Genomic DNA, 26,595 nt, shown 5'->3' on the forward strand with positions numbered 1-26,595 from the left:
GAGAACCACCATGAGTCGCAAGCCGGTTGATACCTCGGAACACCCCGACGAGCCGCGCCCACCAGGCGAAGTCGAGCGCGATAACGACGCGCTGCGCCCCACCGATCCGACCCGACGCAAGGAAAGCGGCAAGGGCACCGAGAGCGGCGAATCCACCGCGCAAGAAACTGCAAAAAATCCCTGATCAGCGTCTATGCTGATCGGCATGGATGGCGCTGAACCTTGATTCAGAGCCGTCCGCTGCCACCCATCAAAGGATAACCAGATGACCCTTCGAAAACCTTGCCGGCCAATCCAAAACCGTCGACGTTGAAAGACCTGAAGTTCAGAAAAAACTGAAGGATTTGAAAGTAGGGCAGAGTGTCGTGGTGACCTATACCGATATATTAAAAGTGACCAGCCAACACGAAAGTTGAGTATTAGCTCTATATATTGATTGTTCCTGTACAATTTTTTGTATAGGAACAATCAGTTTTAATGGTCGAACTGGTGAGTTTGCGTGGCTTGTCATAATAGTATTTGGGCTGACATTTAATTAATGTTGCTCGAAAAAATTTCATGTTCATATACGCGGACATATTCACCCACTTCTATTAAAATACTTCCCGTTCGCCCAGTGTCAGGGCTCTTTACCGGTGCATGGATTGCCAAGGCCATTACACTGGGCGAACACCTTATCGAGGTGCAATACGCAGCGCATTATTGCGTCAAGATGCAAAGCACTTTCAAAATCAAGGATGAAAACGACGGTCGCCGTTGTGACACGGATGAAACCACTCTCCCTCTACCACCCAGCGCTCTACTGGCTGCGCGTGTGGCAAAAAAGACTATTCCGCCAACTGGCCTGGCGCTTCTCCCGCAAGCATTACGCGCATCCGAAAGACGCCGCAACCCGGCTGCCGTTCCGCTACCTCAAGCACACCTCCAAACTGATCCGCAAACTCGGCAACTCCGATCTTGCCCTGCAACACAGCAAAGTCATCAACTTGAAACTGGCCGTGGCCAGCATCGACGGCGTCGTCATAGGCCCCGGAGAATACTTTTCGTTCTGCCGACTCGTGGGCCGCCCCACCCGCAAACGCGGGTACGTCGAAGGAATGGAGCTGTCATTTGGTGAAGCGCGCAGTGGGGTAGGCGGCGGAATTTGTCAACTGAGCAACCTGATTCACTGGATGGCCATTCACTCGCCGTTGGTGGTGGTTGAACGCTCGAATCATAGTTTCGATCCGTTTCCTGATGAGGGTCGGGTTCTACCCTTCGGTTCCGGCGCGGCGATTTTTTACAACTACATTGACCTGGTGTTGCATAACCCGACGGATCGACACTTTCAGTTGAAACTGAATGTGGCTGAGCAGCAGTTGGAAGGGGAATTATTATGCGATCAGGCGAGAGAGTTTCGGTATCACGTTTATCAACTTGGGCATCGATTTGTGCGCGAGGGTGGTCGGGTTTTTCGAGAAAACGAAATCTGGCGAGAGGTGAGGAACAAAGGGCAGGAGAGTCGGGTGTTGGAGAGTGAGCGGCTTTATAAAAATCGGGTGGTGGTCAAGTATGAGGTTGAGGAAAGTTTGCTGGAGGTGGATGGATAAAAAAAACGGGCGATCATAAGATCGCCCGTTTTTTTTATTTAAAATAGGTCATGAGCTAGCCTTGATTCTCAAGGTCAACCAATCTGGTGGTCGGGCCATCGGGCCGCAGGCGTTCAAGCACGAGTTTTGACCAGCGATTACGGGAACGACGCTTAGCGATTTTGTAGGTGAAATCTTGAATGAGGTGCGATGGGTAAAAAAACAGGTTTCCCAAGAACATCGCGGCATCACTGCCGCTTAAGTAATTTTTACCGCTGGCAGCGGCTTTCTTCTCAGCAATGACTTGACGGGTATGACCAAGAAATTCCGACTGCTTAAGGTTCGATGCTATCTGGCTTTTAACGAATTTGTCGGAGTTACTAGGATTCCCCTCTTTATCAAACCAAGGGCCGTTGTTCATGTAAGACCGAATGTATTCCCAAAAGCCTTTTTGCATATCAAGGGTCTTCCCCATTGTTGTCAAAGTAGATTTCACGAGTACGTCTATTGAAAATTATAGGCAAAGGTAGCTGGCGAAAAATCTCCCATAAGAAGGGAATTACTAGCATCGGAACGGCCACAATCAGAGCATTGCTGACACCGTCATAATCACCATTTCCGGTCGCGACTAGCCATAGGGCTACTAGTAAACATGGAATCGCTCCTAGCGCCATTAACCCCGTTAGGCGCCCGCGGTCAGTACCATCGCCGGTTTTTAATGACAAAAATGTTCGGTGTGTTCATCGGTGATAAACAGTTCCATAGGGAGTTGCCCCGTCGGTACATCAGCGCTGAGAACTGCGGTAGGCGGGGCTCCATACTTTGCATTCGCCTGTTTTATGAGGTCTTTCAGAGCCATGCAATTTCCTTGAGTTCCGGTCAGCTCGTTCCATCGATGCCTTCACTGCCAAAAAATCGTTTTCAACTTTAAAGCGTTGCGTCACCGGTAGCGGAAGGCCTGATTGCTCCCCCCGTGTTGTTCAGCTATTTGCTGATGCTTCTGCCTTTGTGTCGTTCAGATTTGCCTTGAAGTACGTCATGAAATCCTGCCCTTGAGCGAAAGCCTTTTCGATCTTCGCACTCTGCTCTTTCAGCGCAGCAGAGGGCATGGCCCACTGGTCAAGTGGTAGAGGTTTAGACCATTCAGCAATGGAATCAGGTAAAGATTTCATGCTGAAACGGTGGTCCCATTCCGCTACCCAATATGGGAAACGCCACCAGGTGATCAGATGGGTCAGGTACCACCAACCAACCCCAAGAGCGGAACGCTCGTTGTGCTGGTATTCCTCGAGCATATCTTCGCGTTCTTTATCGAAGGTGTGACGACCTTCGTAGGGGGCTTTACCTGGGCAGAACTCCGGGCCTTTTTCCATATAAACACGGATGGCTTCCCATTTGCCTAGCCCATGAACTGGCGTCATGACCTCTTGGGTCATAAAGTGCACTGTATCGGCCTTGGGATTGTCTATGGCCATGCCGAAGGTGTAGCTGCTGATGACGCCAACCCCCGTAAAGCCGGTGCTGACCGAAATCCACGCCACCATTTCTTCCCAAGGCTGGATCACCGGCACGTCGGAGCCGTCCGGGAAGTAGCAGACTTCTCGGCGTTGGCGGTTGAAGCGGATGGGGCGAGTACGGGCTTTGGTTCGGGTGGTGCTGATAATCGCGTATAGGCCAATGAGCGCTGCTCCCGCCCCGCTCCAGAGTGCTAGCAACAATCCAAACTCAAAAAAGTCACTGAAGTAAAACCAAAAGCTCCGCCCGAATGGATTTATGAATGATGCGAAGCCCATCAGAGTCGGGAGAACAAGAAGGCAAACGATAACCGCGACTGTAGGAAGGGACGCCGCTACTCTTGCTTGGAAAGACTTGGTGAGGTTGCTACTACCCAAGTCCAAATAGGTGTCGTTGACTTCGACAAAGCTTGCACCCAAATCCATCGGCATTTGCCCGGTCGGAACCGGCAGTGGCGAGAAAAACAGAGCCTCTCCCGTGGCAATACGACGGGTTTCCCCAGCGACAGGGCGCTGCTGTTTAGTGTCGAGCTCGTCGTACTGCTTAGGTATTGATGGCATGCGAGATAACCAAAAAAGTGAATACGACTTAGGAGGCTGCCGCTTCAGACTCTTCAACCGGTTTGGCAAATTTCACCTTGAAGTAATCCAGCAAGGTTTGGCCTTTGGCAAACGCTTTCCGGATTTCGGCGCTTTCCTTGAGTAACTCTTCACTAGGGGCAGCGTGTTGGTCGACTGGAAGTGGCTTTGACCACTCCAGGACTTCTTTAGGGAACCCTGCTTTAGGCCGATTGTTGACCCAGCCAGAAATGTAGCAGGGCAAAGTCCAACCGCTGAAAAATTGAATCGTTAAAAAGCCCCAGGCGTATCTTAAAAAAGAGTGATCTAGACGGTAGTTGCGGCGGCATAAATTAAAATAATCGACAGTTCCTTCCTCTAGCTCGTTAGATTGATCTGAGGGTAAGGCAGCGATCCCTTCCTCCATATAGGCACGGATTGCTTCCCACTCCGAAACTGCCATGCTTAAGTTTCCGCTAGGGACGGTAGACCAAAGTACATCGCCAGTGCTGACGTCACGTAACCCAATCATTAATTTGTACTCGGGTATTACGGCATACTGCGTTATGAGTTGGCCTACTGACACGCATGCAATAGTTGTTTCCCAAGGAATGTAGCGGGGGGGGGCTCCTTTCTTAGGAATGAAAACTACTTCTCGTCGTTGTCGGTTGAAGCGAATGGGTGGATGTTTCGTTACTTGATGGGCTGCAACAACAAAAATTATAAAATATAAAATGGCGAGCGGTATTATAATCCCCCAAACTGCAATGCCTGAGAAAAAATCCCACCAGCTGGCTAGAAAGGGCTCCATGTGCCGTCTTATCCAAGACAGGTATCCGGTAATGGTAAATAATAGCACAACAAGAAATATCACAGATCCAATACCTGCACGTGCCATGAACTCGAAGTTCCCACGACCAACAGCAAAGTCAAGGAAAGCGTCATTAGCCGTACGATGTAATTGACGAGCGCTTATAGGCGGCATGCCTGTAGGAATAGGTTTAGGTGATAAGTAAATAATTTCAGTGCCGGATCCATTTTCGAAGTCTCCAGCATGAGGCAGGCGGTCATGCTTATTCTCAGGCATGTAAATGCTCCGGTTTAACGTCAACCCATTTCAAAGGGGTTTGATTTGGTTTAATTGAAGAGTCGCCTCTAAGGGGCTTGTTGATGCCGGAGAAACGTAGTGACACGGGATAGAATAGATAGTTGTCTTCGGCCTTCAGTGGCGCAGCAGCTAAGTCGGGTTGAATGCTCAAGCGTAACTTGAGTTGAGATTGCTCGCCGCACCAATCTTCTGGGATTTCTAGCTGGAGTTTCATTGGGTTAATGCTGGCTAGCTGGAAATTGTCTCGTATGTACTCTCCAACATCCACCGCAGGGCGCGTTAACTGTGCCGACAATTCAGCCTGGACGCGGAGAGGAGTTTTGTTCAATCTTTCAAAACTTACTCCAGGGAAATCGAAAGTCAGGGCGCGAACACTCGTCCCATCCAGTTGTCGCTTAACAATTCCTACATCGGTTATTACAGGGCGCAGGTTGACCTCGGCCAAGGCTTGAGCGTGTTTTGGCATATCCCATTGTTTATTTTCATTGCCCCAGCAGCAACTCAACATCCAACGCTGTTGATCATCAAGGTTGAAATAGTTGAACAACGCCTCTCCCCCCAATTGTAGGGCCGTGAGCCCTAGCGACCATGGAGTCAATCGGGCGGAGAAACTGAGGAAGCGCACGCCCCGCGTTCCCCAAACGTAACCTATCGCTGCAGCGCGTTGGCTTGGTGCGGCGGTAACGTAAGTACGGCCTATTACCCCAATATCCCAAAAACCTCTGACCGTTGTAGCAACTGCGATTCCTGTATTTCCTACATCACCAGTGAGCGCCATTAACGCTCCTGCTTTTTCACCTGCCGTTCCAGTTAGTAATGCATCAGTCCATTTGTCCCAGTTGTCCCAACTGGTACCGACGGAACCGATCAATGTTAAAGGCGCAATCACGACGCCCAGTCCGAGTCCCAATCTTCCGAGCTTTGCGGCGAAAAGCCCTCCGGACTTTCCTGCTGAGCTGGTTGTAATTGCCCTAAAGCCTTTATCTGCCACCGAAATGTGTGCATTTTGATAGACCGATAACGCTGCAGCGGTGGCTCCTGTGAACGCACCAATTCCAACAACTTGCTCTTTCAGTGATTTGCTGCCGGGGATGTTTTTCCAAGTTTCGATAGCATCGCCGAGATTTCGTACTTGAAAAAATAGTGCAGCCATGGGTATTACACCGCTTTTGAAAGCTGAAAGCCCTGCACCGGGTTCGCCGTACCCTCTTAATGCGCCTTGCTTCAATTTAGCTATTTCATTATTTAACAATGTTTGCTGTGGGGTCTCAAGCGTTAGCCGGACCCCTACATACCCTGTAGTCAACGTATTCGTCGTGACAATGCTTTCTTGTATCTGTGCAGACAGTGCCTGACGCTCTTTGCGAAGCATAAATAATTGACGGTTTAACTCTATTTTTTCAGATTTTGCTGCCGTTTGTCTGGCCTGGGCCTGCTCATCGCTACTCGGAACACGACGCTTGCTTTCTTTCTGTGCGCGATTTCGGTCACGAATTAATTGATCCTCAGTCTCCAGAATTTTTCCAAGTCTGCCCATTCGCTCCAGAAAAAACTGTTTGTCCTGCGCGGTGGCTACTTTCGGTGTGATACCAGCGTTTTGCAGAGCGTTATGCGTCGCTAAGCGATGTGCCCGGTTGGTATGGGTTGAGAATTTGTCCAGATGCGAATTAAGTTCAGCGCCGTTGAGCTTTTCCTGTAAATCAGAAAGCCAATTCTGTAAGCGCAGCGCGACCGCTGGTGAATAGGCCGCACTGATTGCGTGACTCAAACTCAAGGCGTCTGGGGTCAAATTCGTTGCCCAATAACGGCCAGTGAACGCACCCATGGCGTCAGCCCGAGCTTTTGCGTCATCCAATCCACCCCTCAGGTTTCTCCCATCATCCAGCCACTTCAGCAAGTCACCTTTTTTCTTGAGAAAGAATTCAAGATTAAGATGGCTGGCAAATGCCGGAAGACTGTAATAGGGAGCTCCATGCAGATATTCGCCAACTAGTTTTAAACTGTCTTCTGTACGGCATAGATCCCGGACACAGTTCTGTTCAGTGACTAGCGCCGACTTCAACTGATCCGGCACATCCGCATCGAAATACCACGCACTCATGTGGTACTCGCTTTTGGTGAACAGCCCCACCCGATCATCGGTAATTCGGTTCAGGCGAGAGGTCCAGCGCTTCATATGGGAACGCTCGGTTTCCAGGTAGTTGTTCATCTCCTTGTAGCGAACAAGGTCGTGAATACCACGAGCACCCAAGCCCTTGCCTTGCACCGCCGCATGACTTTTGTCTTCCAACACCTCAATGTCATCTTCCAGATCGCTGTAAAGACTTTTGCCGAGGGAGTCGATCATTTCCTGCTTTTTGTTGTTCATGACCTTGTAAGCGGCGCCAACCTTTGGGTTGGGTACCCGAACCCGGCTTACTCTCTGCGGCAGATCAGTGGTGTTGGTTCTCGCTCCGTCATATTCATTTCGCGAATTAACGTAGTCATAGATTTTTTGTCGTTGCTCAGGTGAGGTTTTTTCAAACAAGGCATCGCTGGTACCCGCTTGTCGGGCAGAGTTATCGCTGACCACCATGAGCGTTTCGATGTAGTTACCGATTGAGTACTTAAGGTCGTTTTTCTCCTTGAGTACCCATTCATCGATCCAGCCAACCACTTTGTCCTGCTGCTCGGCAAGATCTCGCATTACCCCAATGCTGTCCTTGAATACCAGAAAGAAATGGTCTTTTTCATAGGCTGCCAGCAACGATTTTTTCAGGGTGCCGAGCTGAGCCGACTTGAACAAGTCCTTCTGGTCTTCCCAGATGTAGTCCTTACTTTCCTCAGGGTGTGCGCCTGCCGGTGGTGCTTGTGTAGCAGGTTTCTCTGCAACTTCTGCGATCCACTTTTCAGCTTGCTTGTCAGTCAGCAGATGTGGACCACCTTTCTCCACGTCACCTTTAGAGAGATTTACTTTCTGCATGAACAGGTCGCGCTCTTTGCTCGACTTGAGCATCTGCGAGCACTTGGCGGCGGTCCATTGCACTTCGGCATAGGCTATGTGCAGGGAGCTGCCACGCGTGAAGACCAGAGCGTTTTCGCCTGCGGAACCCGTACGCTTGTCTTGAGTGGCTTCTTTGCCTTTCCAGATGCACTTGGTGACGATGCCATTCTTGACCTCGTATTCGTGCAAATAACCGGTCGTGTTATCGATGATGTAAAGCCAGCCATCGCGCAGCAGGCGAATCCCCATTGGGCGCGAGACGGTTTTGTAAGGAAGCGATAATTCGGAAGAAGGGTCGAGCCGTTCGACAAGTCCATAGCGCAGGGGAATCAGCTGAAGTTTTTGCTTCATTTGCGAACAGCCGCCGGTGGAGCACTTGGCATCGCTGCGGGGCAGGTCGACTGCGTTTGGATTCTTACCTGTCTGGCTCATTCGGAATTCCTTTCCAGCATCGGGTAGCAAGGGCGGATTGGTTCACCCATTTGCTCAGTTCTTGGTGATGACGTGAGTGTTGCTGCCGGTGGTTTTACCAATGCGCGGCGCAGTCTCACAAAAAGCTGCCTGTTAGGCAAAGAGTGATGCTCGCTTGAGCACTCTCTATCAATCCGGTTTTGCCGCCCGTTCCTGGGCAATATCAGCGACCCGTTCGAGTCGCTGAGCGGGCGTTTGTTCCGACGGGGTCTTCAGAACCGCATCCAGGTCCGAATGCTCCTCCAGCGCCTGTTCGCCCAAAAAGCCGTGAATGTTGGCATAGAGGGTGATGTCGAGTTCGGTATTGAACCCGCGATCGTAGGAGGTTGAAGCCAATGCGTGCAGGTGTTCCCAGCGTTGCAAGGGCGTTGATTGTGCCTGATAGGACGGGAAGTATTCGTGCATGTGTTCGTCGAGGCGCAGGACGATGCTGCGGAAATTCACTTCATCCAGTTGGCTCAGTTGCTCGTCGCTCAAGCGGTAGAGTGTGCTGTGATTGGGTTCGGATGCTTGGCCTGGTCGCTGGTCTATGTGCCAGCAACCCAGTGCCGCGTCGGCGGTGACAATCTGCGAGCAGGGACCGAACAGGGTAGGGTCCTTGATGGTTTCAGCGTGGCTGAGCAGCGCATGGGCCACGGCAGGATCGGCCACGCGCAGGAGCACTTCTTCACCTTGTGGGTGCATGACGCTGGTCAGCCAGCGGAAGTGGTCAACCATTCGCTCCCAGGGTTGATCACTGAGCACGAGGTAGCCCCACTCCTGGCGGGGCTGAGCCAGAAACTTCGCCAGAATGGGATTGTTTTGCGCTTTTATCTGAATCAGGCACGGCGAAACGTCACCCAATTCGGCCCAGTGGGTGCCTAGGTAGAGAGGCTCGAAAACAGGATTTTCCGACCATTGATAAAGATGCTGAGGCAGCTTCTCGACACTGACGCCATCCAGCAGTAAGCCGACGGTGCCATTCCATGGCAGGCCTTGGGGCAACCCGTTCTCCAGCGGCCACGGCGACTTAAGCATTTTGCGCCTCCAATTTGGCCTTCTCGCAGATCGCGCAGATTGGTTTTTTCTGCATCAGCGCCTGCCGCTGCGCTGGCACGAGCAACTGACCGGCCTTGTCCGCGTCCGCCTGCTTCAACGCCCCCGGCAACAACGGCGCCGCGCCCGTCCCGCTACCCGGTCCACCACCCGAGTTGATGTTGATCACCGGCCCACTCAGGGTCACGCCGCCGGAATCGATCTTGATGAAGCTGCCGCCACCGATCAGCGTCAGTTCGCTGCCGGCTTCGAGCACGACTTTCATGCCGCTGCTCAGGTGAATCTCTTGCCCGGCATCGATGAATTGCCCGGTGCCGATCTTGATGTGCTGGTTCACGCCCACGGTCAGGTGGTCGTTCGCGCGGGTTTCGACTTTGCGATCTTCATAGACCGTGTGGTGTTCTTCGGCCTTGAATTCGCTGTAGCTGTTTTGCTCGACGGTGTCGTGGCGTTCGTTGCCGACGCGGATTTTCTGGTCGTGCTCGACGTTTTCGTCCCAGTCGCGCTGGGCGTGCAGGAAGATTTGTTCCTGGCCCTTTTTGTCTTCGATGCGCAGCTCATTGAAGCCTGCGCCGCCCGGCGAGCTCAGGGTCTTGAAGGTGGTGCGGGTCTTGTTCGCCGGCAATGCGTACGGGACGACGTTTTCCTTGTGGTACAGGCAGCCGCTGATCAGCGGTTGGTCGGGGTCGCCTTCAAGGAAGGTGACGAGCACTTCCATGCCGATGCGCGGGATGGCGATGCCGCCGTAGTGGGCGCCGGCCCAGGCGGAGGAGACGCGCAGCCAGCAGCTGGTCTTGTCGTCGGCCTGGCCTTCGCGATCCCAGTGGAACTGCACTTTGACGCGGCCGTATTGATCGCAGTGGATCTCTTCACCTTTCGGCCCGGTGACCACAGCGCTTTGGCTGCCGAGGATGCGCGGTTTTTTCTGGGTCAGGGGCGGGCGGTTCGGCACGTCCCACGGCGTGGCCTGGAAGCGATTGCGGTAGCCCTGGTGGAAATCGTCCTTGAGCTGGGTCGTGTCGCTGGTGACCGACTCTTCCAGCACTTGCGGCTGTTTGCCTTCGTGGAGGACTTCGGTCAGCAGCCACAGGTCGTTCCATTTGGCTTTTGGGTGTTTGGTCAGGGCCAGGAAGTGGCCACTGACCAGCAACGGCTGATCGCTTTTGCCTTCGGCGAGCTGGAAGTCGCTGCGGTGACGTTCGAGGGCACGTTTGGCCAGGTGCTTGCCGCGTTCGCGGTCGATGAAACGACCGGGGTAGTCGTAGTCTTCGAGGTCGGGCAGGGCGTCGCCACGGTTTTCGCTTTCCAGCGTCAGGCGCGGTTTTTCGAAGTCGTAGTCGCGGCGGGTGATGCGGCTGGTGCGGGTTTCCAGGCGCAGGTCGAAGCGCTTGATCACCGGGTCGTTGGCGACCATGCCGGAGTCTTGCTGATAGGCCACGGGCGCGAGTTTCGGGAACACCGTCTGGTCATCGCCGAACACCAGTTTGTGGGCCGTGGCGCTGTGCTGGAAGTGGTAGTGGATACCTTCTTCCTCGCACAGGCGCTGGACGAACTGCAGGTCCGATTCATCGTACTGGACGCAGTAAATGCGCTCAGGATAAATCGCCCCGACGTTGAATGCGTAGGCATTGCTTTGGATGCCGTGTTCTTCGAGGACCATGCCGATGATTTTCGGCACCGTGAGGTTCTGGAAGATGCGTTGGTTGATGCGATGCGCCAGGTAAGACAGCTGCGGACGCAGGGTCACCGCGTAGCGGGTCAGGCGTTTGCCGGAATCACCCTGGGCGGCGCGATAGATCTGGCCATGGATGCCGGTGCCGTTCTGTGCAAGCTGCAAGAAGGCCGGTTTGTGCAGCAGGCTTTCGAGGTCCAGGGATGGCTGTTCACTGACCAGTTCCACCTCAAACACAAAGGGCTGGCTGATGGCTTCCCGACCGTTGAGGGCGAGTACCTGAAAGTCGTTCTTGAGACCTTCGATGGTCAGGCTGAAGTGAGTCTGGTTGGCCGGCGCGAACATCCCTTGTTCCTCGTGCAGTGCTGCGGCGAACACCTGTACCCGAGAAGGGTGCTGGCGGACGCGAAAATTCTGGAGGGGCGTAAACAACATCGACCAGCAGAGCTGGCCGATGCTTGAAACGGTCGGCCAGACTTAGCCAGCGACCGGGGAACGCCAGTCATCGGAACCCGAAGTACCGGATACTTCGTGGGTCCAGGTGATTTTGCGGTAGGTGAAGTGTACGTCTTCCAGGTGGGTGAAGTGCGAGTTCGCCGGGTCCTGGCAGTTGTGCATGTAGTCCTTGATGTCGACGATGATCGCGTCTTCAAGTTTGGTGGTGTAGTAGTGCTCTTGGGTGCCTTGAGCCGAGGTGCGGTACCACTTGATTTCGATAGTGGTCATGCGCTCGCCCGACGTCAGGGCAGCCAGCAGCAGCGGGGAAGCCTTGTCGAACACCTTGGTGATCACGACAGGTTTGTGCACGCGCTGACCAGTAGGCTGGCCGGACTGCGGGTCACGCGGGATGATCACTTCGTGGCTGAAACCCTGAACCATGACCTGGTCTTCGTGACCTTCCTGGTAGGTGTTGCCAACGGAGTCGGCGGTGAAGGCGCCAGCAGTGATCAGACCTTGTTTCTCGCCAGTGACGGACATATACGCTGGTGTAGCCATGGATGCTCTCCTTGCTTAGTAAGTGAGGGTGCCCGGGAGGCGGTATCGCCCGGTGGGTACTTCTTACAGATCAAGGTTTGTGCCATTCATGAAAAAACTTATATAAAACAATGTCTTGAGGTTTTGTGCGTAGGATATTTATTGTTTTCATGTAGGAAACGTCACCGGCGTGCGCAAGAAGTTGCGCACCGTTGCGCAACTTCTTGCGCACTGGGCTGGAGGCCTTGTTGAGTCGGGGATGCGGGAGAGGGAATGTTCTTTTTAGCGGGTGAACTGCGCAAGTTCTTGCGCATCAAGGCTTCGCGCCATCACTCAAGGCTCGCGAGTGACAAGTGAAACAAACTGACACAGCGAAGGGTCCATCACACAGGTCCCCCGTGCGCCGTTGAGCGTGCGAATAACCCTGTAATGGAGCGAGAACGACATGAAAATCCTGATGGTTCTAACGTCCCACGATCAATTGGGTGACACCGGTAAGAAAACCGGCTTCTGGCTGGAAGAATTCGCCGCACCGTATTACGTCTTCAAGGACGCCGGCGCTCAACTGACTTTGGCCTCGCCGTTGGGCGGCCAGCCGCCGCTGGACCCTAAAAGCGACGAGCCGGACGCGCAAACCGCGGCGACTGACCGCTTCCGCAAAGACTCCGCAGCTCAGTCCGCCTTGGCATCTACCGCTTTGTTGAGCAGCGCGAGAGCCGAAGATTATGACGCGATTTTCTTTCCCGGCGGCCATGGCCCGCTTTGGGATCTGGCCGAAGACACTTTTTCAATCGCGCTGATCGAGGCGCTGTACAAGGCCGGCAAGCCCATCGCGGCGGTCTGTCATGCCCCCGGTGTGTTACGTCATGCCAAGGACGAGGACGGCCAACCGTTGGTCAAGGGCAAGCGCGTGACAGGGTTCACCAACTCCGAAGAAGAGGCTGTGCAACTGACGAACGTCGTGCCGTTTCTGGTGGAAGACATGCTCAAGGAGAGGGGCGGTATTTACTCCAAGGCCGATGACTGGGCGAGCTACACGGTCACTGATGGCCTGCTGCTGACCGGTCAGAATCCGGCGTCTTCTGAGGCAACGGCTGAGGCGCTGCTGGCGAAGCTGAAGTAAACACAAACGTAGTAGGTGCCCGGCACGCCGGGCTCCTACAGTTCGGTGTTGATTAGCGATCGGTCAATGATGCAAAACACGCCTCGATCGACCGCCGCTGCGTCTGCGCATACAACTCCAACTCATCAATGGTCGACCGCCCCAGCGCCTTCTCGAACGCCTGCCGGTTCGAATGCACCCCATAGTGGGTTTGTGCCGCATCTCCAAGGTTCGACTGAAAAATCCCCGCCGCGCTGACCGGCAGGAAATCTTCGTACACCAGCGGTTCAACCCGCAGATACCCGCCACTGAGCAGATCCTCCAGCGACAAGGATTTCAATTCCTCGGCCCCCAGGCCTTTTTCCGTAACGAAGTAGCGAAAGTACGCCAGTTCCTGTTGGCGCATGCCCTCGATGGTGTCAGGGAATTCGCTGAAGTGTTGCGCCATCAGCGCGTTGTAGCGTGCGGCATTGGCTTCGTTGGGGAAGTCGTTGAGTTCGTCCCGGGCGGCATTGAGCAAACGGTCGTAAAGCGTTCGCCCCTTGGGGGTGAGTGCAGCGCCGCGTTGCTCGATTTCACCGAAGCGTGCGCTGTGGCTGCCGTTGGTGTTGTCTTGATCGGTAAAGGCGACAGGCTCATCGAGCGCCTTGAAACTGGTCTGGCGCAGCAGAATCGGGCATCGACGGCGGGACGGTCCTTCGATCACTGCTTTGGGCGTAATGCCGTGGGCGGGCATCTGCGCCTGGACGATGTCGATGTCGAGGGTGCGCGGCGTCAGGTGGTTGATGTGCGGGCCTTTGAACGCCACGACGTCAGCGATCAGTCGATGCTGGGCGCTGAGTTTCTGATACTGCTCGGCGGTGACGGTGGCGCTGTGGTGCCAGCGGAAGGTTTCCAGGGCTTGCTCGACGAAGTCCTGGGCCTCTTGTTCGGTGAGGCCACCTTGGATTTCAGCGCGTTCGATCAGGATCAGCGCCGCAGGCGTGAAGATCGAACGCTTGTCCAGCACCGACTGGGCGAAGGCGCGCAGCTCCAGGTCTTCGATCAGCTCCAGACGCAGCAGCGAGGTGAACACTCGGAACGGGCTGACCTGTAACGCCGCTTCATGCACCGCACGGAACGCGGTGGAATGCACCGGCACGCCGGCCGGGGTCAGGTCGTAGTAACCCACCGGTTGCATGCCCATCACCGCGAACAGCCGGGCGAGGGTCGCCAGTTCATCGGCGGTGCCGACGCGGATCGCGCCGTGGCGCTCCAGGTCCAGGCGCTGGATTTCGCCAGTGCTGTTCAACTGCCGGGCAATCTGCGGCTCGCTGTCCAGCACGTGGCGGTTGGTCTGTTCCACCAGTTCCATCAGCGCGCCGTACAGCGGCACTTCTTCGCGGTACATGTCGGACATCGCTTTGGAGAAGCGTTGGCGGATCAGGTCAGGGCTGACGAAGTTCGGGTGGCTCATGCAAAAATTCCTGGCGCGGTGACGTGAAGGATGTGGGAAAAGATCGCAGCCTTCAGCGGTGCCGACAAACGAAGTTTCTGACGAACTTCATTCTGCAAAGGACTGCTTGATCAGTGCAGTCGCTGATCCTGAGGGCTTTCCGAGCGCAGCGATGCCAAAAACTCCCGATACAAGCGCGCCGTGCCCGTCGGATGTTCCACCATGGGCATATGGCCGGTGTGGTCCCAGACTTCCACGCGCAGGTCGGCAATGCCTTTACTCCAGATGGCCACGCTGCTGACGTCGATCAAGCGATCCTTGTGCCCCCACAACAACAGCGCCGGGGCCTTGATGTCAGGGAGTTTCGGTTCCATTGGCGGGCTGGCGCGCAAGTCCCTGAAGATCTCTTCCAGTTCCTCGCAACTCTGTTCATAACGCTGGGCCATGGCGTCCAGTATCACCCCCGGTACCCACGGTGGTTCGGCCATGGTCATGGCGTAAAAACGGCGGAATTCTTCCCGTGAATGAATCAGGAACGGGTTGTGGCCTTTCGCCAAATGCCGTTCCAGGTCACTGATCTCTGGGGCGGTGACGCCCGCCGGGTCGATCAGGGCCACCGAAACAATACGATCCGGGTAAGTGGCCGCGAGCCACGCCGCCATGTAACCGCCCATGGAATTGCCGATCACATGGACTTTTTCGACGCCGCAGACGTCGAGCAACTGGATCATCCGCTTGGCCTGCAAGGGAATGTCGTAGCCGCCGCCGGCCTTAAAGCCGGTTTCGCCATGACCGGCGATGTCGGGGATGATCACCCGATAGTTGCCGACAAAGTGCCGGGCAAAGCGCAGCCAGATGTTCTTGTCGGCGCTGAAACCATGGAGCATCAGCACACTGCTGGAGGCTTCGTACGGCCCGCCTTGCCAGGTCGAGACGGTCATTTCCGCTATCGGCACGACGATTTTGTGCAGCCGATACAGCTTGGCCTCTATCGCCATATTCAAGTCATAGAGCCAATGGCCGATGGCCGGGTAACTCAACCAGCTCCAGGCCGCGAAAACTGCGAGTGCGACAACCAACACGAGCATCAGGCATTTTCCTTCTACAGGATCAGGACAGAATGTGATCAGCGGGTTTCAGGGCCCTGGTCAACCGGTGATAGCTGAAACTGAACCCCGGAAACATCGCAATCACATGACCGCTCTTGCTTTGATACCAACTGTGGCAGCCTCCGGACTTCCACACGGTACGTTCCATTTCTCTATGAATCATTTCAGTGTAGGTACGTTCGGCTTCGGGGCGTACTTCGATACTACGCAAACCTCGATTTTTCACCGTACGAATGCAGTCGAGGATGTAGTTCATCTGCGATTCGATGATAAACAGCGCCGAAGTGTGGCCGATGCCGGTGTTCGGCCCGGTGACGATAAACAGGTTGGGAAACGCCGGCAGGCTGGTGCCGAGATAGGCGCGGGGGTAGAGGGCCCAGACATCTTTCAGCCGGGTGCCGTTTTTTCCGGTAACGGGGTAGGAAATCACCCCGTCGGTGGCGTCGTAACCGGTGGACCAGACGATCAGGTCGACGTCGATGTGCTGGCCGTCCTGGGTAACGATGCCGGTTTCGTCGAGGGCGGCGATGCCTTGCTCGCGGCTGTGCAGCGTCACGTTGCCGCGACCCAGCGCCGGGTACAGGGTGCTGGAGACAATCACCCGTTTGCAGCCGATGGTGAAATCTGGCGTCAGTTTTCGGCGCAGTTCAGGGTCAGGCACCTGGCGTTTGAGGAAGCGCAGGGCGTACTGCTGGACCATGCGGATCGCCGGCCTCGAATATTTGAAGGCAATCACCCGGGTTTCGAATTGCCAGTAGAGCATCCAGCGCAGCAGCTTGTAGGCCGGTTTCAAGCCCAGCAACCAGCGCTGGAAGGGCCCAAAGGTGCGGTCGGCCCGGGGCAAGACCCAGTGGGGCGTGCGCTGGAACACATGCAAATGCTCGACGTCCGGGGCAATCGCCGGGATGACCTGAGCCGCGCTGGCGCCACTGCCGACGATGGCCACGCGTTTATGCCGATAATCGTAGGCATGATCCCAATGGTTGGTGTGAAACGTCTTGCCCTGGAACCGTTCCTGGCCCTCGAAGTGTGGGATGACGGGTTGGCTCAGCGGCCCGGTGGCGTTGATCAGGAACCGGGCATAGAACGCGCCTTTGCTGCCGGTGTGGACCGCCCAGCGTTTGGCGTCGTCGTCCCATTCGACGCGCTCGACATTGGCCGCCAGTTCCACTCTGTCCCTCAGGCCGAAATGCTCCACCACGTACTGGGTGTAGCGGTGCAGTTCGGCCTGTTCGGCGAACATCTGCGTCCAGCGGTAGGGGGCGAAGGACAGGGAATAGAGCGGTGAGGGCACATCGACGGCCGCGCCGGGGTAAGTGTTCTGGCACCAGGTGCCGCCGAAAAAGTCCCGCCGTTCCAACAGACGAAAATCGTCAATGCCTGCCTTGAGCAAATTGATCGCCGCGCACTGGCCGCCAAAACCGCTGCCGATGATCAACACGTGAAAGGTCTGCATGGGTCTCCTTTTTTATCGTTGTTTATTGAACCCTCTCTTCATGTATAGCCAAACATCCGGCGCTCGCCTCATGGCTATGCCTGGGTATTCAGCCCGCCAGCCGGCGATGGCTATTTAACGTTGCCCTGATAGACTTCCTGCACACCCGCAACCCCGGTGTTATCAGGTTCCGTTCAGTGGCATAGAGGCCCCAATGGGAAAAACGGGAGGAAAAGGACTTTCACTGGCCAGGAGGCTCTACACGTCGCGTACCCTGGGTTTGGCGTTGGGGCTGCTGTGCGTGGGTGCGGCGATGTATCCGCTCGACCCGGCGCCGTGGGTCTGGGTGTTGATGCTGCTCAACGGCATTCTCTGGCCGCACGTGGCGTATCAATGGGCACGCCGAGCGAAGGTTCCCTTCCATGCGGAACACCGCAACATCCTGGTGGATGCCTTTCTTGGCGGCTTTTGGGTGGCGGCCATGCAGTTCAACCCGCTCCCCAGCGCGGCCACGCTGGCCATGATGGCGATGAACAATGTCGCGATCGGTGGCTTGCGTTTTCTGTTGGTAGGAACCGTCGCGCAAATTCTCGGAATCGGAATCGGAATGCTGGTCTTTACACCGGCCTTCATCCCCCACACCAGCCCGTTGCAGTTGTATGCCTGCCTGCCGCTGTTAACCCTTTATCCGTTGGCCCTTGGCTGGATCTGCTTCCGCCAGGCCACGACCCTTGGCCGGCATAAACGCGAGCTGCTGGCCCTGAGCCGCACCGACAGCCTCACTGGCCTGCTGAACCATGGCGCCTGGAAGGACCAATTGGAAGTCGAGTTCCAGCGTTGCCAGCGCCAACATCAGGGCGGGGCGATTGCGCTGATCGACATCGATCATTTCAAAATCATCAACGACACCTACGGCCACGTCGCCGGGGACATCGTATTGCGGCAGCTGAGCAAGATGCTCAAGCAGAACCTGCGGGCCGCCGATGTTGCCGGGCGCTATGGGGGCGACGAGTTTTGCGTGATCCTTCCGGACCTGCCCCTGAACAGCGCTGCCGCCGCCATGGATGCACTCCGGGACCGCTTCGCGACACTGGGCTACGAGCAGAACCCGGCACTGAAAGTCAGCCTGAGCATCGGTCTGGCCGCCTTCAACCCGGCCCACACCGACGCGACCCTGTGGCTCAATGATGCCGACCAGGCGCTGTACGAAGCCAAGACCACCGGGCGCAATCGCGTCATCTGTTGCAGCGACGGCAAGCCCCATCGCGAGTTGCTCGACTCGGTCTGAAGGCCTGCACAATTCCCCTGTGGGAGTGGGCTTGCTCGCGGAGGCGGTGTGTCAGGCAACATTGATGTCGACTGACACTCCCTCTTCGCGAGCGAGCCCGCTCCCACAGGGATCTTCGGTCATTCAGGTCCGTAGGCGTCGCATTCGGTATAGAGCCGCGCGGCTCAGTCAGGTAGGGTTTGAGCTTCCCGACACGAAACAAGGATCGATTCATGACGTTTAATCGCCCTCGCTCCCTGCTGGCCACCAGCCTTGGCCTGACCCTCGCCCTCGGCGTTTTCGCCCCCGCAGCCTTCGCCGAACCGCACAAACAAATCCTCGCCGATTCCGAACAGTACAAGGGTGAAGCCCTGAAACTGCTGGAGCGGCTGGTGAATATCGACTCCGGTTCCGGTTATGAGCCGGGCCTGACGAAAGTCAGCGACATCGCCATCGAAGAACTGAAAAAACTCGGTGCCACCATCGAACGGGTGCCCAATACCCCGGACACCAGCAGCCACGTGATCGCGACCCTCAAGGGCACCGGCAAGGCGAAAATCCTGCTGATGGCGCACATGGACACGGTGTTCAAGGAAGGCTCCGCCGCCGAGCGGCCATTCCACATCAAGGACGGTCGCGCCTACGGGCCGGGTGTGATGGACGACAAGGGCGGCATCGTCGCCGGCATCTACGCGCTGAAAGTCCTGAAAAACCTCGATTTCAAGGACTACGCACAAATTACCTTCTTGCTCGACGCCAGCGAAGAAACCGGCTCGGATGTGGCCACCGACCTGATCAAGAAAACTGCCAAGGCCCACGACGTGACCCTCAACCTCGAACCGGGCCGCCCGGCGGATGGCTTGGTGGTCTGGCGTAAAGGCAGCGCCACCGCCGTGGTCGAAGTCAAAGGCAAGGCGGCCCACGCCGGCGTCGCGCCGGAACTGGGGCGCAACGCGGCAATGGAAGCGGCGCACCAAATCCTGCAACTCGGCAAACTGGGGGATGCTGAGAAGAAAACCACCATCAACTTCACCGTGCTCAAGGCCGGCGACCGGACCAACGTGATTCCCGATCAAGCCACGGCCAAGGCCGATGTGCGGGCCGCGGTGCCGGAAGAGTTTGACCGGATCGAGAAGGACCTGGCGCGGGTTTCCAAAGACAAGCTGATTCCTGATACCGAAGTCACCACCACACTGCAGCGCGGTTTGCCGCCCATGCCGCAAACGGCGGAGTCGGATCGGTTGATGGCCATGGCCCAGGGCATTTACGGAGAAATTGGCCGCAAGTTGACGGAAGAGGGCAGTGGTGGCGCGGCGGATGCCAGCCTGTCAGCCGGTGTGGGTACGCCGACGCTGGACGGGTTCGGGATTGTTGGCGGGAATATTCATACGCCGGAGGAATACGCGGAGGTGGAAAGCGTGGCGCCGCGGATTTATCTGCTGTCGCGGATGATTATGGAGTTGGCCAAGAAATAAGCCTCGCAATCGATCGTCATGCGGCGGCGTGGCATCTGGCCCCCTTCGCGAGCAAGCCCGCTCCCACATTGGATCGCTGGCGTACACAAATAATGTGTTCACAGAAAATCCAATGTGGGAGCGGGCTTGCTCGCGAAAGCGTCGGGTCAGCCCACACCATCACAATGACTGAACCATCACTCCTTGACGCTCATAAACTCTTCCGCCCAACGGATATATTCCTCAGGCTGAGTATAGGTATGCGTCAGTTCGGTCGCGCTCAGGTCCGAGGCCTGGGTAAAGATCTGCCGTTGTTCCCGAAGGCTGTCGTACGTGGCCTTGATCGCGGCGAAGTACGCGCCGTGACCGTCGATGGTGACCCGTACGCCCAGTTCGGCCAGGCGTTTATCGTCGCGCAGCAGCGGGTTGCCATAGGTGACCAGCATCAGCGGCACGCTCAGGTGCTCGGCGATCTGTTCCAGTTGGTTGAAATCCTGCACCCCCACCATGCAAATCCCGTCGGCGCCCGCCTGCTGGTAATGCTGGGTGCGGCTGATGATTTCCTGGACCGGCAAGATCCCCGCGTTAGTGCGGGCGATGATTGCCATCTCCGAATCGACCCGGGCTTCCAGTGCTGCGCGAATCTTGCCGACACCTTCAGCAACGGTGATCAGGTCAGTGGACTTGCGGCCAAACTGGGCTGGCAAGAGGGTGTCTTCGATGGTCAGGGCTGCCACGCCGGCGCGTTCGAGTTCGACGATGGTGCGCATCACGTTGAGCGCATTGCCATAACCGTGGTCGGCGTCGGCGATGACCGGTAGTTGGGCCACGCGGCCGATGCGGGTGGCCTGCTCGGCGAACTCGCTGAGGGTGATCAAGGCAAAGTCGGGGGCGCCCAGTACTTGCAGCGACGCGACCGAACCGCCGAGGATACCCACTTCAAAACCCAGGTCCGCGGCGATGCGGGCCGACATCGGGTCGAACACCGAGGCCGTGTGATAGCAGGCGTTGGAAGCGAACAATTCACGAAAGTTACGGCGCAAATCTTGATGAGAAAGCCTGGACATATGAGTTCCACCAATGGAATGGAAGGGCTTGAGCAAAAGTGTCAACGCCGAAGGAACAAAAGGCTATCACGTGGAGAGGGGGAGAATGATGACGAATTTACCGGGTTTCCGGTCTTTTAGTCGGAGGGCTTTTTTTTAGCACGCTGGCTTTTGTGGCGAGGGAGCGCGTGATCACGCCGCCACTGCCTGTTGCTGTTGGTTCAGCAGGGGCACGGCACGTACCGAGTTGCCGGGTTGCAGTTGCAGGCGTTTGGCGGTGAGGCGGTCAACGATCAGGCTGTTGCCCACCCGTCGCGCCGGGGCGGTGGTAATGCGGCAGTTTTCCAGGCGGCGGTTGTGGATCAGCCAGATCGGGGCCTGATCGTCCGGTGTGCCGATGGCAAGCACCAATGCCTGGCTGTCGCGCACGGTGCGGATTGTCGAAACCGGGGCTTCGATGACCGGGCCGGCGTCGAAGATGTCGATGTAGCCCTTATGAGCAAAGCCTTCGGCGCTGAGGATTTTTAGTGCCGGTTCGGTGTTCGGGTGAGCCTTGCCGATGACCGCCTGGGCCTGTTCAGTGAGCAGGCAGGTGTAGAGCGGTTGGCGTGGCATCAGTTCGGCAATGAACGATTTGTTGCCCAGCCCCGACAAGTGATCGGCGTGGCTGAAATCCATCTTGAAAAAGTGCCGGCCCAGGCTGTCCCAGAACGGCGAGCGGCCTTGTTCGTCGGCACTGCCACGGAGTTCGGCGATGAGTTTGTCGCCAAACAGATGCGGGAACTCGGCCACAAATATCAAGCGCCCCAACGACAGCAATCGGCCGTTACTGCCCTTTCTTTGATCGGGTCGCAGGAACAGCGAGCTGATTTCCGATTGCCCGGTCATTTCGTTGTTCAGGAACAATGTCGGGATCTGCCGCTGGATGCCAAGGTCCGGTGATGAGCTGACCGTCAACCCGACCCGGTAGTTATACCAAGGCTCGCGCAGGCCAACGGCCCCCGCCAAGGCACTGACACCGACCACTTGCTGATCGTCGTCTTCGAGCACGAACAGGTAGTCGGCATCGGCGCGCTCGACTTGTTCGGCGAAGGTCCGTTGCGTCCAGCGTAACCGGTGCGCCAGGCGATCTTCGTTGGCCGATAGTGTGGACAACCCGCGGCCCGCCTGCCGCACCAGCGCCTGCAAGGCGGGCAGGTCGGTGACGTGAACCGGACGGACAATCATGATGCAGCTCCTTCTTCGCGCCCGTTCGGACACTGTCGTTGGGCACGGGGCCGGGTGATGCTCACAGGGCGACCAACCGGATCGGGCTGCCTTCGGTCACGTTCAGGGCCGCGCACATCCCGGCACTCAAGGCCACAGGTTGCCCGGCGTGGTAATCCAGTTCGGCAATGATCGCGCGATAGTCCTTCAGCGCGTCGTTGCTGACCAGGTAGCGGCCACGGGCATCGATTGGCGAACCTGCTTTCGCTATGCCGGTCTCGCTCCTGGCGATGGAGCGGATACTGGAGATACGCGCATACAAGGTCGGGCCGCCGTCGAACAGATCGATGTAGCTGTTGGTTTCGAACCCTTCGCGCTCGAGGATATCGAAGGCCTCCTGACCATCAGGGTGGATGCGTCCGATGCAGTCCTGCGCCGCCTGGGGCAGCATCGGCACATAGATCGGGTATTGCGGCATCAATTCAGCGAGGAACGTGCGACTCTCCAGACCGCAGAGCCGCTCCGCTTCGGCGTAAGGCAAGTCGAAGAAATGCTTGCCCACGGCATCCCAGAAAGGCGACTGTCCTTCATCACTGCTGAAACCGACAATCTCGGTGATCACCGCGTCGGCAAAGCGCCGCGAATGAGCGGCAATGAACAATAACCGCGCCCGTGACAGCAGCTCGGAAAACGGCGTTCGCACCAGACCCGCGTCAATATGAAAACCCCGCAACAGGGTATGGCCGCTGAGGTCGTGACACAACGACAGCGCGGGTACGCCGTGCTCGATGTTCAGCTCCCGCGAGGCGCTGGTGAAGTGCCGGTTGCGCAGGCTGTAGAACGGCTCGCCGAAACCGGCAGTGGCGAGAATTTCCGAACACCCCGCCAAATGCCCGGTGGTCAGATCCTCCAGCACGAAGAAGTAATTCTCCGGACCATGACCCTGGACGTCTTTTTCGAACGAGGCGCAGGAGTCGAGAATCCTCTCGCGCAAGCGTTCGGTGTCGTCCGGCAAGGACGTGACGCCCACCAGGCTTTCGCGAGCCAGCCGCTGTAGCTGGGGCAGATCGGTTAACTCGACTGGACGTAGGACCAGCATGGATGCACTCCTGTATCAAAGGGTCCGGTGGTTAGGACCGAACCTGACTATCACTGTCGGTTTCCACGCATTGAATCGACGGTCGCCTGAGCTTTGCCAAGCGCCGCTCTTTTTCTTGTCAGCCGTTACTGAGGGGCGGCAGTACTTTGCTCGCGCCCAGATTGTTGAAGTGCTGGTCGGGATAACAACTGAGCTCCGGGGAGCGAAAGCGGTGGTCGATGTCGCTGAGAGAGGGCATCCGGGCTCCTGCTGGATGGGGGTGTCTTATTCAATTGATCATCAGTTAAACCAGTATTTATTTAACGCCCGCTGCCTGTCTAGTTAATTTTTGTGCGGGCTTCCCAAGCCCTGAAACGGGGCGAGATGCCCGTGTGACGGGGGCTACACGGATGTCGATTGAGCTTGTAGGTCATCGCCTATAAGGGTATCGGAGGTAGCCGTTTTTCACGGGTGAAATGAGTTAACGAGCCCATGTTGCCGACAGAAACGAAACACCCCGAATGGCCCGTCTTGCGGCACAATTAGTCGCTTGTTCGCGGCTTGATGCCGGTGCCCATTCCCTTCAACAGAGTGATCCTTCGTGCAGGCAACCCGTTTGACCCTGATGTGCCACGCTCGAACCGTCGCACAAAAACTGGCGCGTTTTCCTACGGATGAGCCATTGGAGATGGATTGGCAATCGGCAAGGCGTTCTCGTCGTGCTCAATTCAACGGGACACCGCGCCTGGTTTGTGGGCCTGAGTTGCGAACCCGGCAAACGGCCGGTTTGTTCGGCGACGATGTGGAGATTGTCGCGGCGCTGAGGGACTGCGATTACGGACGCTGGAGTGGTGCGCGGATCGCCGACCTGCAAAAGTCCGAGCCTGAAACGCTCCAGGCCTGGCTCGATGATCCGAGCCTGGCGCCCCACGGGGGCGAGTCGGTGACGCAACTCGGTGAGCGCGTGGCCGCATGGTTGGCAACGCTGACGGCGACACCGGGGCACGTCGTTGCCATCACCCATCCGTTTGTCATTCGTGCCGCGCTGACGCAGGTGCTGCGCAGCGCGGCGTTCAACCTGATTGACGTCGAACCGCTGTCCGCTGTCGAGTTGCGGTTCAACGGCTGCTGGCGCCTGCGTTTGCCGGGCACTGCCCCTGAAGGAACACACTCATGAAAAAACTTCTGGTCATCGGCATCGGTGCCGGCAACCCCGACTACATCACGATGCAAGCGGTCAAGGCACTGAACCTTGTCGACGTGTTTTTCCTCATGGACAAGGGGCAGGACAAAGACAAGCTGATCGACCTGCGCCGCGAGATCTGCGAGCGTTACATCACCGACCACGACTATCGCTTCGTTGAGGCCCACAGCCCGGAACGCGAGCGGGGTGATGTGGACTACAAGACCAGTGTCGAAGATCTGAACCTTGCCAAGCAGCTGACCTTCGAACGGCTGATCAATGAGGAAATGACTGACGACCAGTGCGCCGGTTTTCTGGTGTGGGGCGATCCGGCGTTGTACGACAGCACCATCCGGATCTTGCAGGCGATTCTTGCATCAGGCCGTTGCGTGTTCGAGTTTGAAGTGATCCCCGGCATTACCAGCGTCCAGGCCCTGGCGGCCCGGCATAAGGTGCCGCTGAATCGCATTGGGCGCTCGATCGAAATCACCACCGGCCGGCGACTGGCGGCGGGGCAGGTGAGCGAGGCTGACAGTCTGGTGGTGATGCTTGATGCGCAAGATGCCTATCACCAGGTGGTGGATCAGCAGACTGAAATTTACTGGGGGGCTTACCTGGGGACGCCGGATGAAATCCTCATCAGCGGCAAGCTGAAGGATGTGGCGGAGGAGATTGAACGGGTGCGCAAGGCGGCTCGGCTGGCCAATGGATGGATTATGGATACCTATCTGTTGCGTAAGCCCTGAGGCGTTTGTTGTCTGATCTGGCCTCTTCGCGAGCAAGCCCGCTCCCACAGTGGATCTCCAATGTCCACAGAATCCATGTGGGAGCGGGCTTGCTCGCGAAGAGGCCCTAAAGAACACCTCAAGAACTGGCCTTGACCTCCCGCCCAAACCGCTCCCGATACACCGACGGCGGCACCCCGACCACGCTGCGAAACGCCACCCGGAAGCTTTCCACCGATCGATAACCGCATTGCTCGGCAACCTGGTCGGTGTTCTGGCTGGTGCTTTCCAGCAGTTCACGAGCCCGTCCCAGCCGTTCATGCTGCAACCAGGCCTTGGGCGGCATGCCGGTGGCTTCGGTGAAACGGCGCAGAAAAGTCCTTTCACTCATGGCCGCCTCACTGGCCAGTTCGCGCACCTCCAGCGGTTCATGCAAGCGCTGGCGTGCCCACTGCATGACGCGCGAAAGATCGCTACGCGGTGTAGGACTGACTGGTGTCGGAATGAACTGCGCCTGACCGCCCGTGCGTTGCGGCGACATCACCAGCCGCCGCGCCACTGAATTGGCTACCTGGGTACCGAAGTCCCGCGCCACCAGATGCAGGCAGGCATCGATGCCTGCTGCGCTGCCGGCCGAGGTGATCAGCTGACCCGAATCGACGTAGAGCACGTCCGGGTCCACCAGAATGTTCGGAAAACGCTCGGCCAACTCAGTAGCGTAGCGCCAGTGCGTGGTGGCGCCGTGACCGTCGAGCAAACCGGTGGCCGCGAGCACGAACACTCCCGAACAAATCGACAGCAACCGCGCGCCCCGGGCATGGGCCTGACGCAGGGCCGTGAGCAAAGTCTCGGGCACCGGAGCGTTGCGGTCGCGCCAGCCGGGAATGATGATGGTCCGGGCTTGCTCGAGCAGTTCCATGCCGCCATCGGCCAGCACGTGAATGCCGCCCATGGCGCGCATCGGGCCCTGATCCACGGCGGCGATCCGATGTTCGTACCACGGGAAATCGAACTCCGGCCTGGCGAGTCCGAAGATTTCCACGGCGATGCCGAATTCGAATGTACACAGGCCGTCGTAGGCCAGAATCGCGACCAATCCAGGGGTGGGCTGCATTTGGCGGAAAGTTCCCGGTGAGTGTCTTGTGCGCCACTGTAGCGTCAAGTAGCGAGGCGATAAAGTCTTCTCACACCCACTGAGACTTTGGAGTACGACCCATGACCAGCCTGGTCCGCGAAATACCCGCCGCCCCATCGGCCATCGCCCTGATGCATTTCAGCAACCGTCTGACTTTTGAAACCGACTGTTCCGACGTCCATGGCAGCCAACAGGCCGGCGATGTGGATTTTGTCCTGGTGGATGTGCGCGGTCCGCTGGCGTTTGAGCGCGGCCATGTGCCGGGCGCGATCAACATTCCGGGACGACTGATCACTGCTGAAAGTCTGGCAAGTTATTCGACATCCACCTTGTTCGTGGTCTATTGCGCCGGACCGCACTGCAATGGCGCCAACAAGGCCGCGGTGAGACTGGCGGCGCTGGGTTACCCGGTGAAAGAGATGATTGGCGGGGTGACCGGGTGGCTGGATGAGGGATTTGAGTTGAGTACTGCTGCGGTACGGCGTACCGCAATGTCCATCGGCTGTGAATGCTGATTTTGTGACAAGGGGGCTTGC

The 26,595-nt window shown here is 57.1% G+C and carries 23 protein-coding genes; 8 read left to right on the top strand and 15 right to left on the bottom strand.

The window, feature by feature from the left end; genetic code table 11:
- The first annotated feature begins 10 nt into the window (after positions 1-10).
- Complete coding sequence (locus ACA055_RS10850) at positions 11-184, top strand: hypothetical protein (RefSeq protein WP_497683604.1); 174 nt, start codon at positions 11-13, stop codon at positions 182-184.
- 583 nt (positions 185-767) lie between these two features.
- Positions 768-1,589, top strand: a complete 822-nt coding sequence (locus ACA055_RS10855) for a VanW family protein (RefSeq protein ID WP_497683605.1) — start codon at positions 768-770, stop codon at positions 1,587-1,589.
- A 55-nt stretch (positions 1,590-1,644) separates the two neighbouring features.
- Here the strand turns inward: ACA055_RS10855 and ACA055_RS10860 are convergent, their stop codons facing one another.
- The 8 genes from ACA055_RS10860 to ACA055_RS10895 all read right to left on the bottom strand — a co-directional run bounded on the left by ACA055_RS10860 (position 1,645) and on the right by ACA055_RS10895 (position 11,905).
- Positions 1,645-2,064, bottom strand: a complete 420-nt coding sequence (locus ACA055_RS10860) for a hypothetical protein (RefSeq protein WP_497683606.1) — start codon at positions 2,062-2,064, stop codon at positions 1,645-1,647.
- Positions 2,065-2,283: 219 nt separating this feature from the next.
- Complete coding sequence (locus ACA055_RS10865; RefSeq protein WP_497683607.1) at positions 2,284-2,427, bottom strand: hypothetical protein; 144 nt, start codon at positions 2,425-2,427, stop codon at positions 2,284-2,286.
- A gap of 121 nt (positions 2,428-2,548) precedes the next feature.
- On the bottom strand, positions 2,549-3,643 hold the full coding sequence (locus ACA055_RS10870) for a DUF6708 domain-containing protein (protein ID WP_497683608.1): 1,095 nt from the start codon (positions 3,641-3,643) through the stop codon (positions 2,549-2,551).
- Between the two features lie 28 nt (positions 3,644-3,671).
- Positions 3,672-4,727 carry a DUF6708 domain-containing protein gene (locus tag ACA055_RS10875; protein WP_497683609.1) on the bottom strand — a complete coding sequence of 352 codons (1,056 nt, stop codon included), beginning with the start codon at positions 4,725-4,727 and terminating at the stop codon, positions 3,672-3,674.
- Positions 4,720-8,163, bottom strand: coding sequence for a toxin VasX (locus tag ACA055_RS10880; protein ID WP_497683610.1), 3,444 nt, complete (start codon positions 8,161-8,163; stop codon positions 4,720-4,722). The genes ACA055_RS10875 and ACA055_RS10880 overlap by 8 nt, the downstream gene beginning before the upstream one ends.
- Before the next feature lie 168 nt (positions 8,164-8,331).
- Positions 8,332-9,219 carry a DUF4123 domain-containing protein gene (locus ACA055_RS10885; RefSeq protein ID WP_497683611.1) on the bottom strand — a complete coding sequence of 296 codons (888 nt, stop codon included), beginning with the start codon at positions 9,217-9,219 and terminating at the stop codon, positions 8,332-8,334.
- Complete coding sequence (locus tag ACA055_RS10890) at positions 9,212-11,254, bottom strand: type VI secretion system Vgr family protein (protein ID WP_497683612.1); 2,043 nt, start codon at positions 11,252-11,254, stop codon at positions 9,212-9,214. Before ACA055_RS10890 ends, ACA055_RS10885 begins: the two co-directional genes overlap by 8 nt.
- A gap of 132 nt (positions 11,255-11,386) precedes the next feature.
- Positions 11,387-11,905 carry an Hcp family type VI secretion system effector gene (locus tag ACA055_RS10895; RefSeq protein ID WP_497683613.1) on the bottom strand — a complete coding sequence of 173 codons (519 nt, stop codon included), beginning with the start codon at positions 11,903-11,905 and terminating at the stop codon, positions 11,387-11,389.
- 424 nt (positions 11,906-12,329) lie between these two features.
- Between ACA055_RS10895 and ACA055_RS10900 the strand changes: the two genes are divergently transcribed.
- Positions 12,330-13,007, top strand: a complete 678-nt coding sequence (locus ACA055_RS10900) for a type 1 glutamine amidotransferase domain-containing protein (RefSeq protein WP_497683614.1) — start codon at positions 12,330-12,332, stop codon at positions 13,005-13,007.
- Positions 13,008-13,059: 52 nt separating this feature from the next.
- Here the strand turns inward: ACA055_RS10900 and hglS are convergent, their stop codons facing one another.
- From hglS to ACA055_RS10915, 3 genes are all read right to left on the bottom strand, one after another.
- A complete protein-coding gene (hglS, locus tag ACA055_RS10905) occupies positions 13,060-14,442 on the bottom strand; it encodes a 2-oxoadipate dioxygenase/decarboxylase HglS (RefSeq protein WP_497683615.1) in 1,383 nt (460 codons plus the stop codon).
- Between the two features lie 110 nt (positions 14,443-14,552).
- A complete protein-coding gene (locus ACA055_RS10910; RefSeq protein WP_497683616.1) occupies positions 14,553-15,509 on the bottom strand; it encodes an alpha/beta fold hydrolase in 957 nt (318 codons plus the stop codon).
- Positions 15,510-15,531: 22 nt separating this feature from the next.
- Positions 15,532-16,986 carry a flavin-containing monooxygenase gene (locus tag ACA055_RS10915; protein WP_497683617.1) on the bottom strand — a complete coding sequence of 485 codons (1,455 nt, stop codon included), beginning with the start codon at positions 16,984-16,986 and terminating at the stop codon, positions 15,532-15,534.
- A 193-nt stretch (positions 16,987-17,179) separates the two neighbouring features.
- On the opposite strand from ACA055_RS10915, the gene ACA055_RS10920 reads away from it, so the two are divergent.
- Both ACA055_RS10920 and ACA055_RS10925 read left to right on the top strand, forming a co-directional pair.
- Positions 17,180-18,253 carry a diguanylate cyclase gene (locus ACA055_RS10920; protein WP_497683618.1) on the top strand — a complete coding sequence of 358 codons (1,074 nt, stop codon included), beginning with the start codon at positions 17,180-17,182 and terminating at the stop codon, positions 18,251-18,253.
- A 212-nt stretch (positions 18,254-18,465) separates the two neighbouring features.
- Positions 18,466-19,707 (top strand): M20/M25/M40 family metallo-hydrolase, encoded by a 1,242-nt coding sequence (locus ACA055_RS10925; protein ID WP_497683619.1) that lies wholly within the window; start codon positions 18,466-18,468, stop codon positions 19,705-19,707.
- 176 nt (positions 19,708-19,883) lie between these two features.
- On the opposite strand, the gene ACA055_RS10930 is transcribed toward ACA055_RS10925, so the two are convergent.
- From ACA055_RS10930 to ACA055_RS10940, 3 genes are all read right to left on the bottom strand, one after another.
- The gene (locus ACA055_RS10930; RefSeq protein ID WP_497683620.1) at positions 19,884-20,753 is read right to left on the bottom strand and encodes an isocitrate lyase/PEP mutase family protein; all 870 of its coding nucleotides are present in this window, start codon (positions 20,751-20,753) and stop codon (positions 19,884-19,886) included.
- A gap of 171 nt (positions 20,754-20,924) precedes the next feature.
- The gene (astA, locus tag ACA055_RS10935) at positions 20,925-21,959 is read right to left on the bottom strand and encodes an arginine N-succinyltransferase (protein WP_497683621.1); all 1,035 of its coding nucleotides are present in this window, start codon (positions 21,957-21,959) and stop codon (positions 20,925-20,927) included.
- A 61-nt stretch (positions 21,960-22,020) separates the two neighbouring features.
- A complete protein-coding gene (locus ACA055_RS10940) occupies positions 22,021-23,037 on the bottom strand; it encodes an arginine N-succinyltransferase (RefSeq protein WP_497683622.1) in 1,017 nt (338 codons plus the stop codon).
- Positions 23,038-23,617: 580 nt separating this feature from the next.
- On the opposite strand from ACA055_RS10940, the gene ACA055_RS10945 reads away from it, so the two are divergent.
- Positions 23,618-24,193 (top strand): histidine phosphatase family protein, encoded by a 576-nt coding sequence (locus tag ACA055_RS10945; RefSeq protein ID WP_497683623.1) that lies wholly within the window; start codon positions 23,618-23,620, stop codon positions 24,191-24,193.
- Positions 24,190-24,945: a precorrin-6A synthase (deacetylating) gene (gene cobF / locus ACA055_RS10950; RefSeq protein ID WP_497683624.1), complete on the top strand. Its 756-nt coding sequence runs from the start codon at positions 24,190-24,192 to the stop codon at positions 24,943-24,945. Before ACA055_RS10945 ends, cobF begins: the two co-directional genes overlap by 4 nt.
- Before the next feature lie 118 nt (positions 24,946-25,063).
- Here the strand turns inward: cobF and ftrA are convergent, their stop codons facing one another.
- Positions 25,064-26,038, bottom strand: a complete 975-nt coding sequence (gene ftrA, locus ACA055_RS10955) for a transcriptional regulator FtrA (RefSeq protein WP_497683625.1) — start codon at positions 26,036-26,038, stop codon at positions 25,064-25,066.
- A 101-nt stretch (positions 26,039-26,139) separates the two neighbouring features.
- Between ftrA and ACA055_RS10960 the strand changes: the two genes are divergently transcribed.
- Entirely contained in the window at positions 26,140-26,574 is a 435-nt protein-coding gene (locus tag ACA055_RS10960; protein WP_497683626.1) for a rhodanese-like domain-containing protein, read from the top strand.
- Positions 26,575-26,595: the final 21 nt, after the last annotated feature.

Source organism: Pseudomonas sp. LBUM1657 (genome assembly GCF_059716075.1).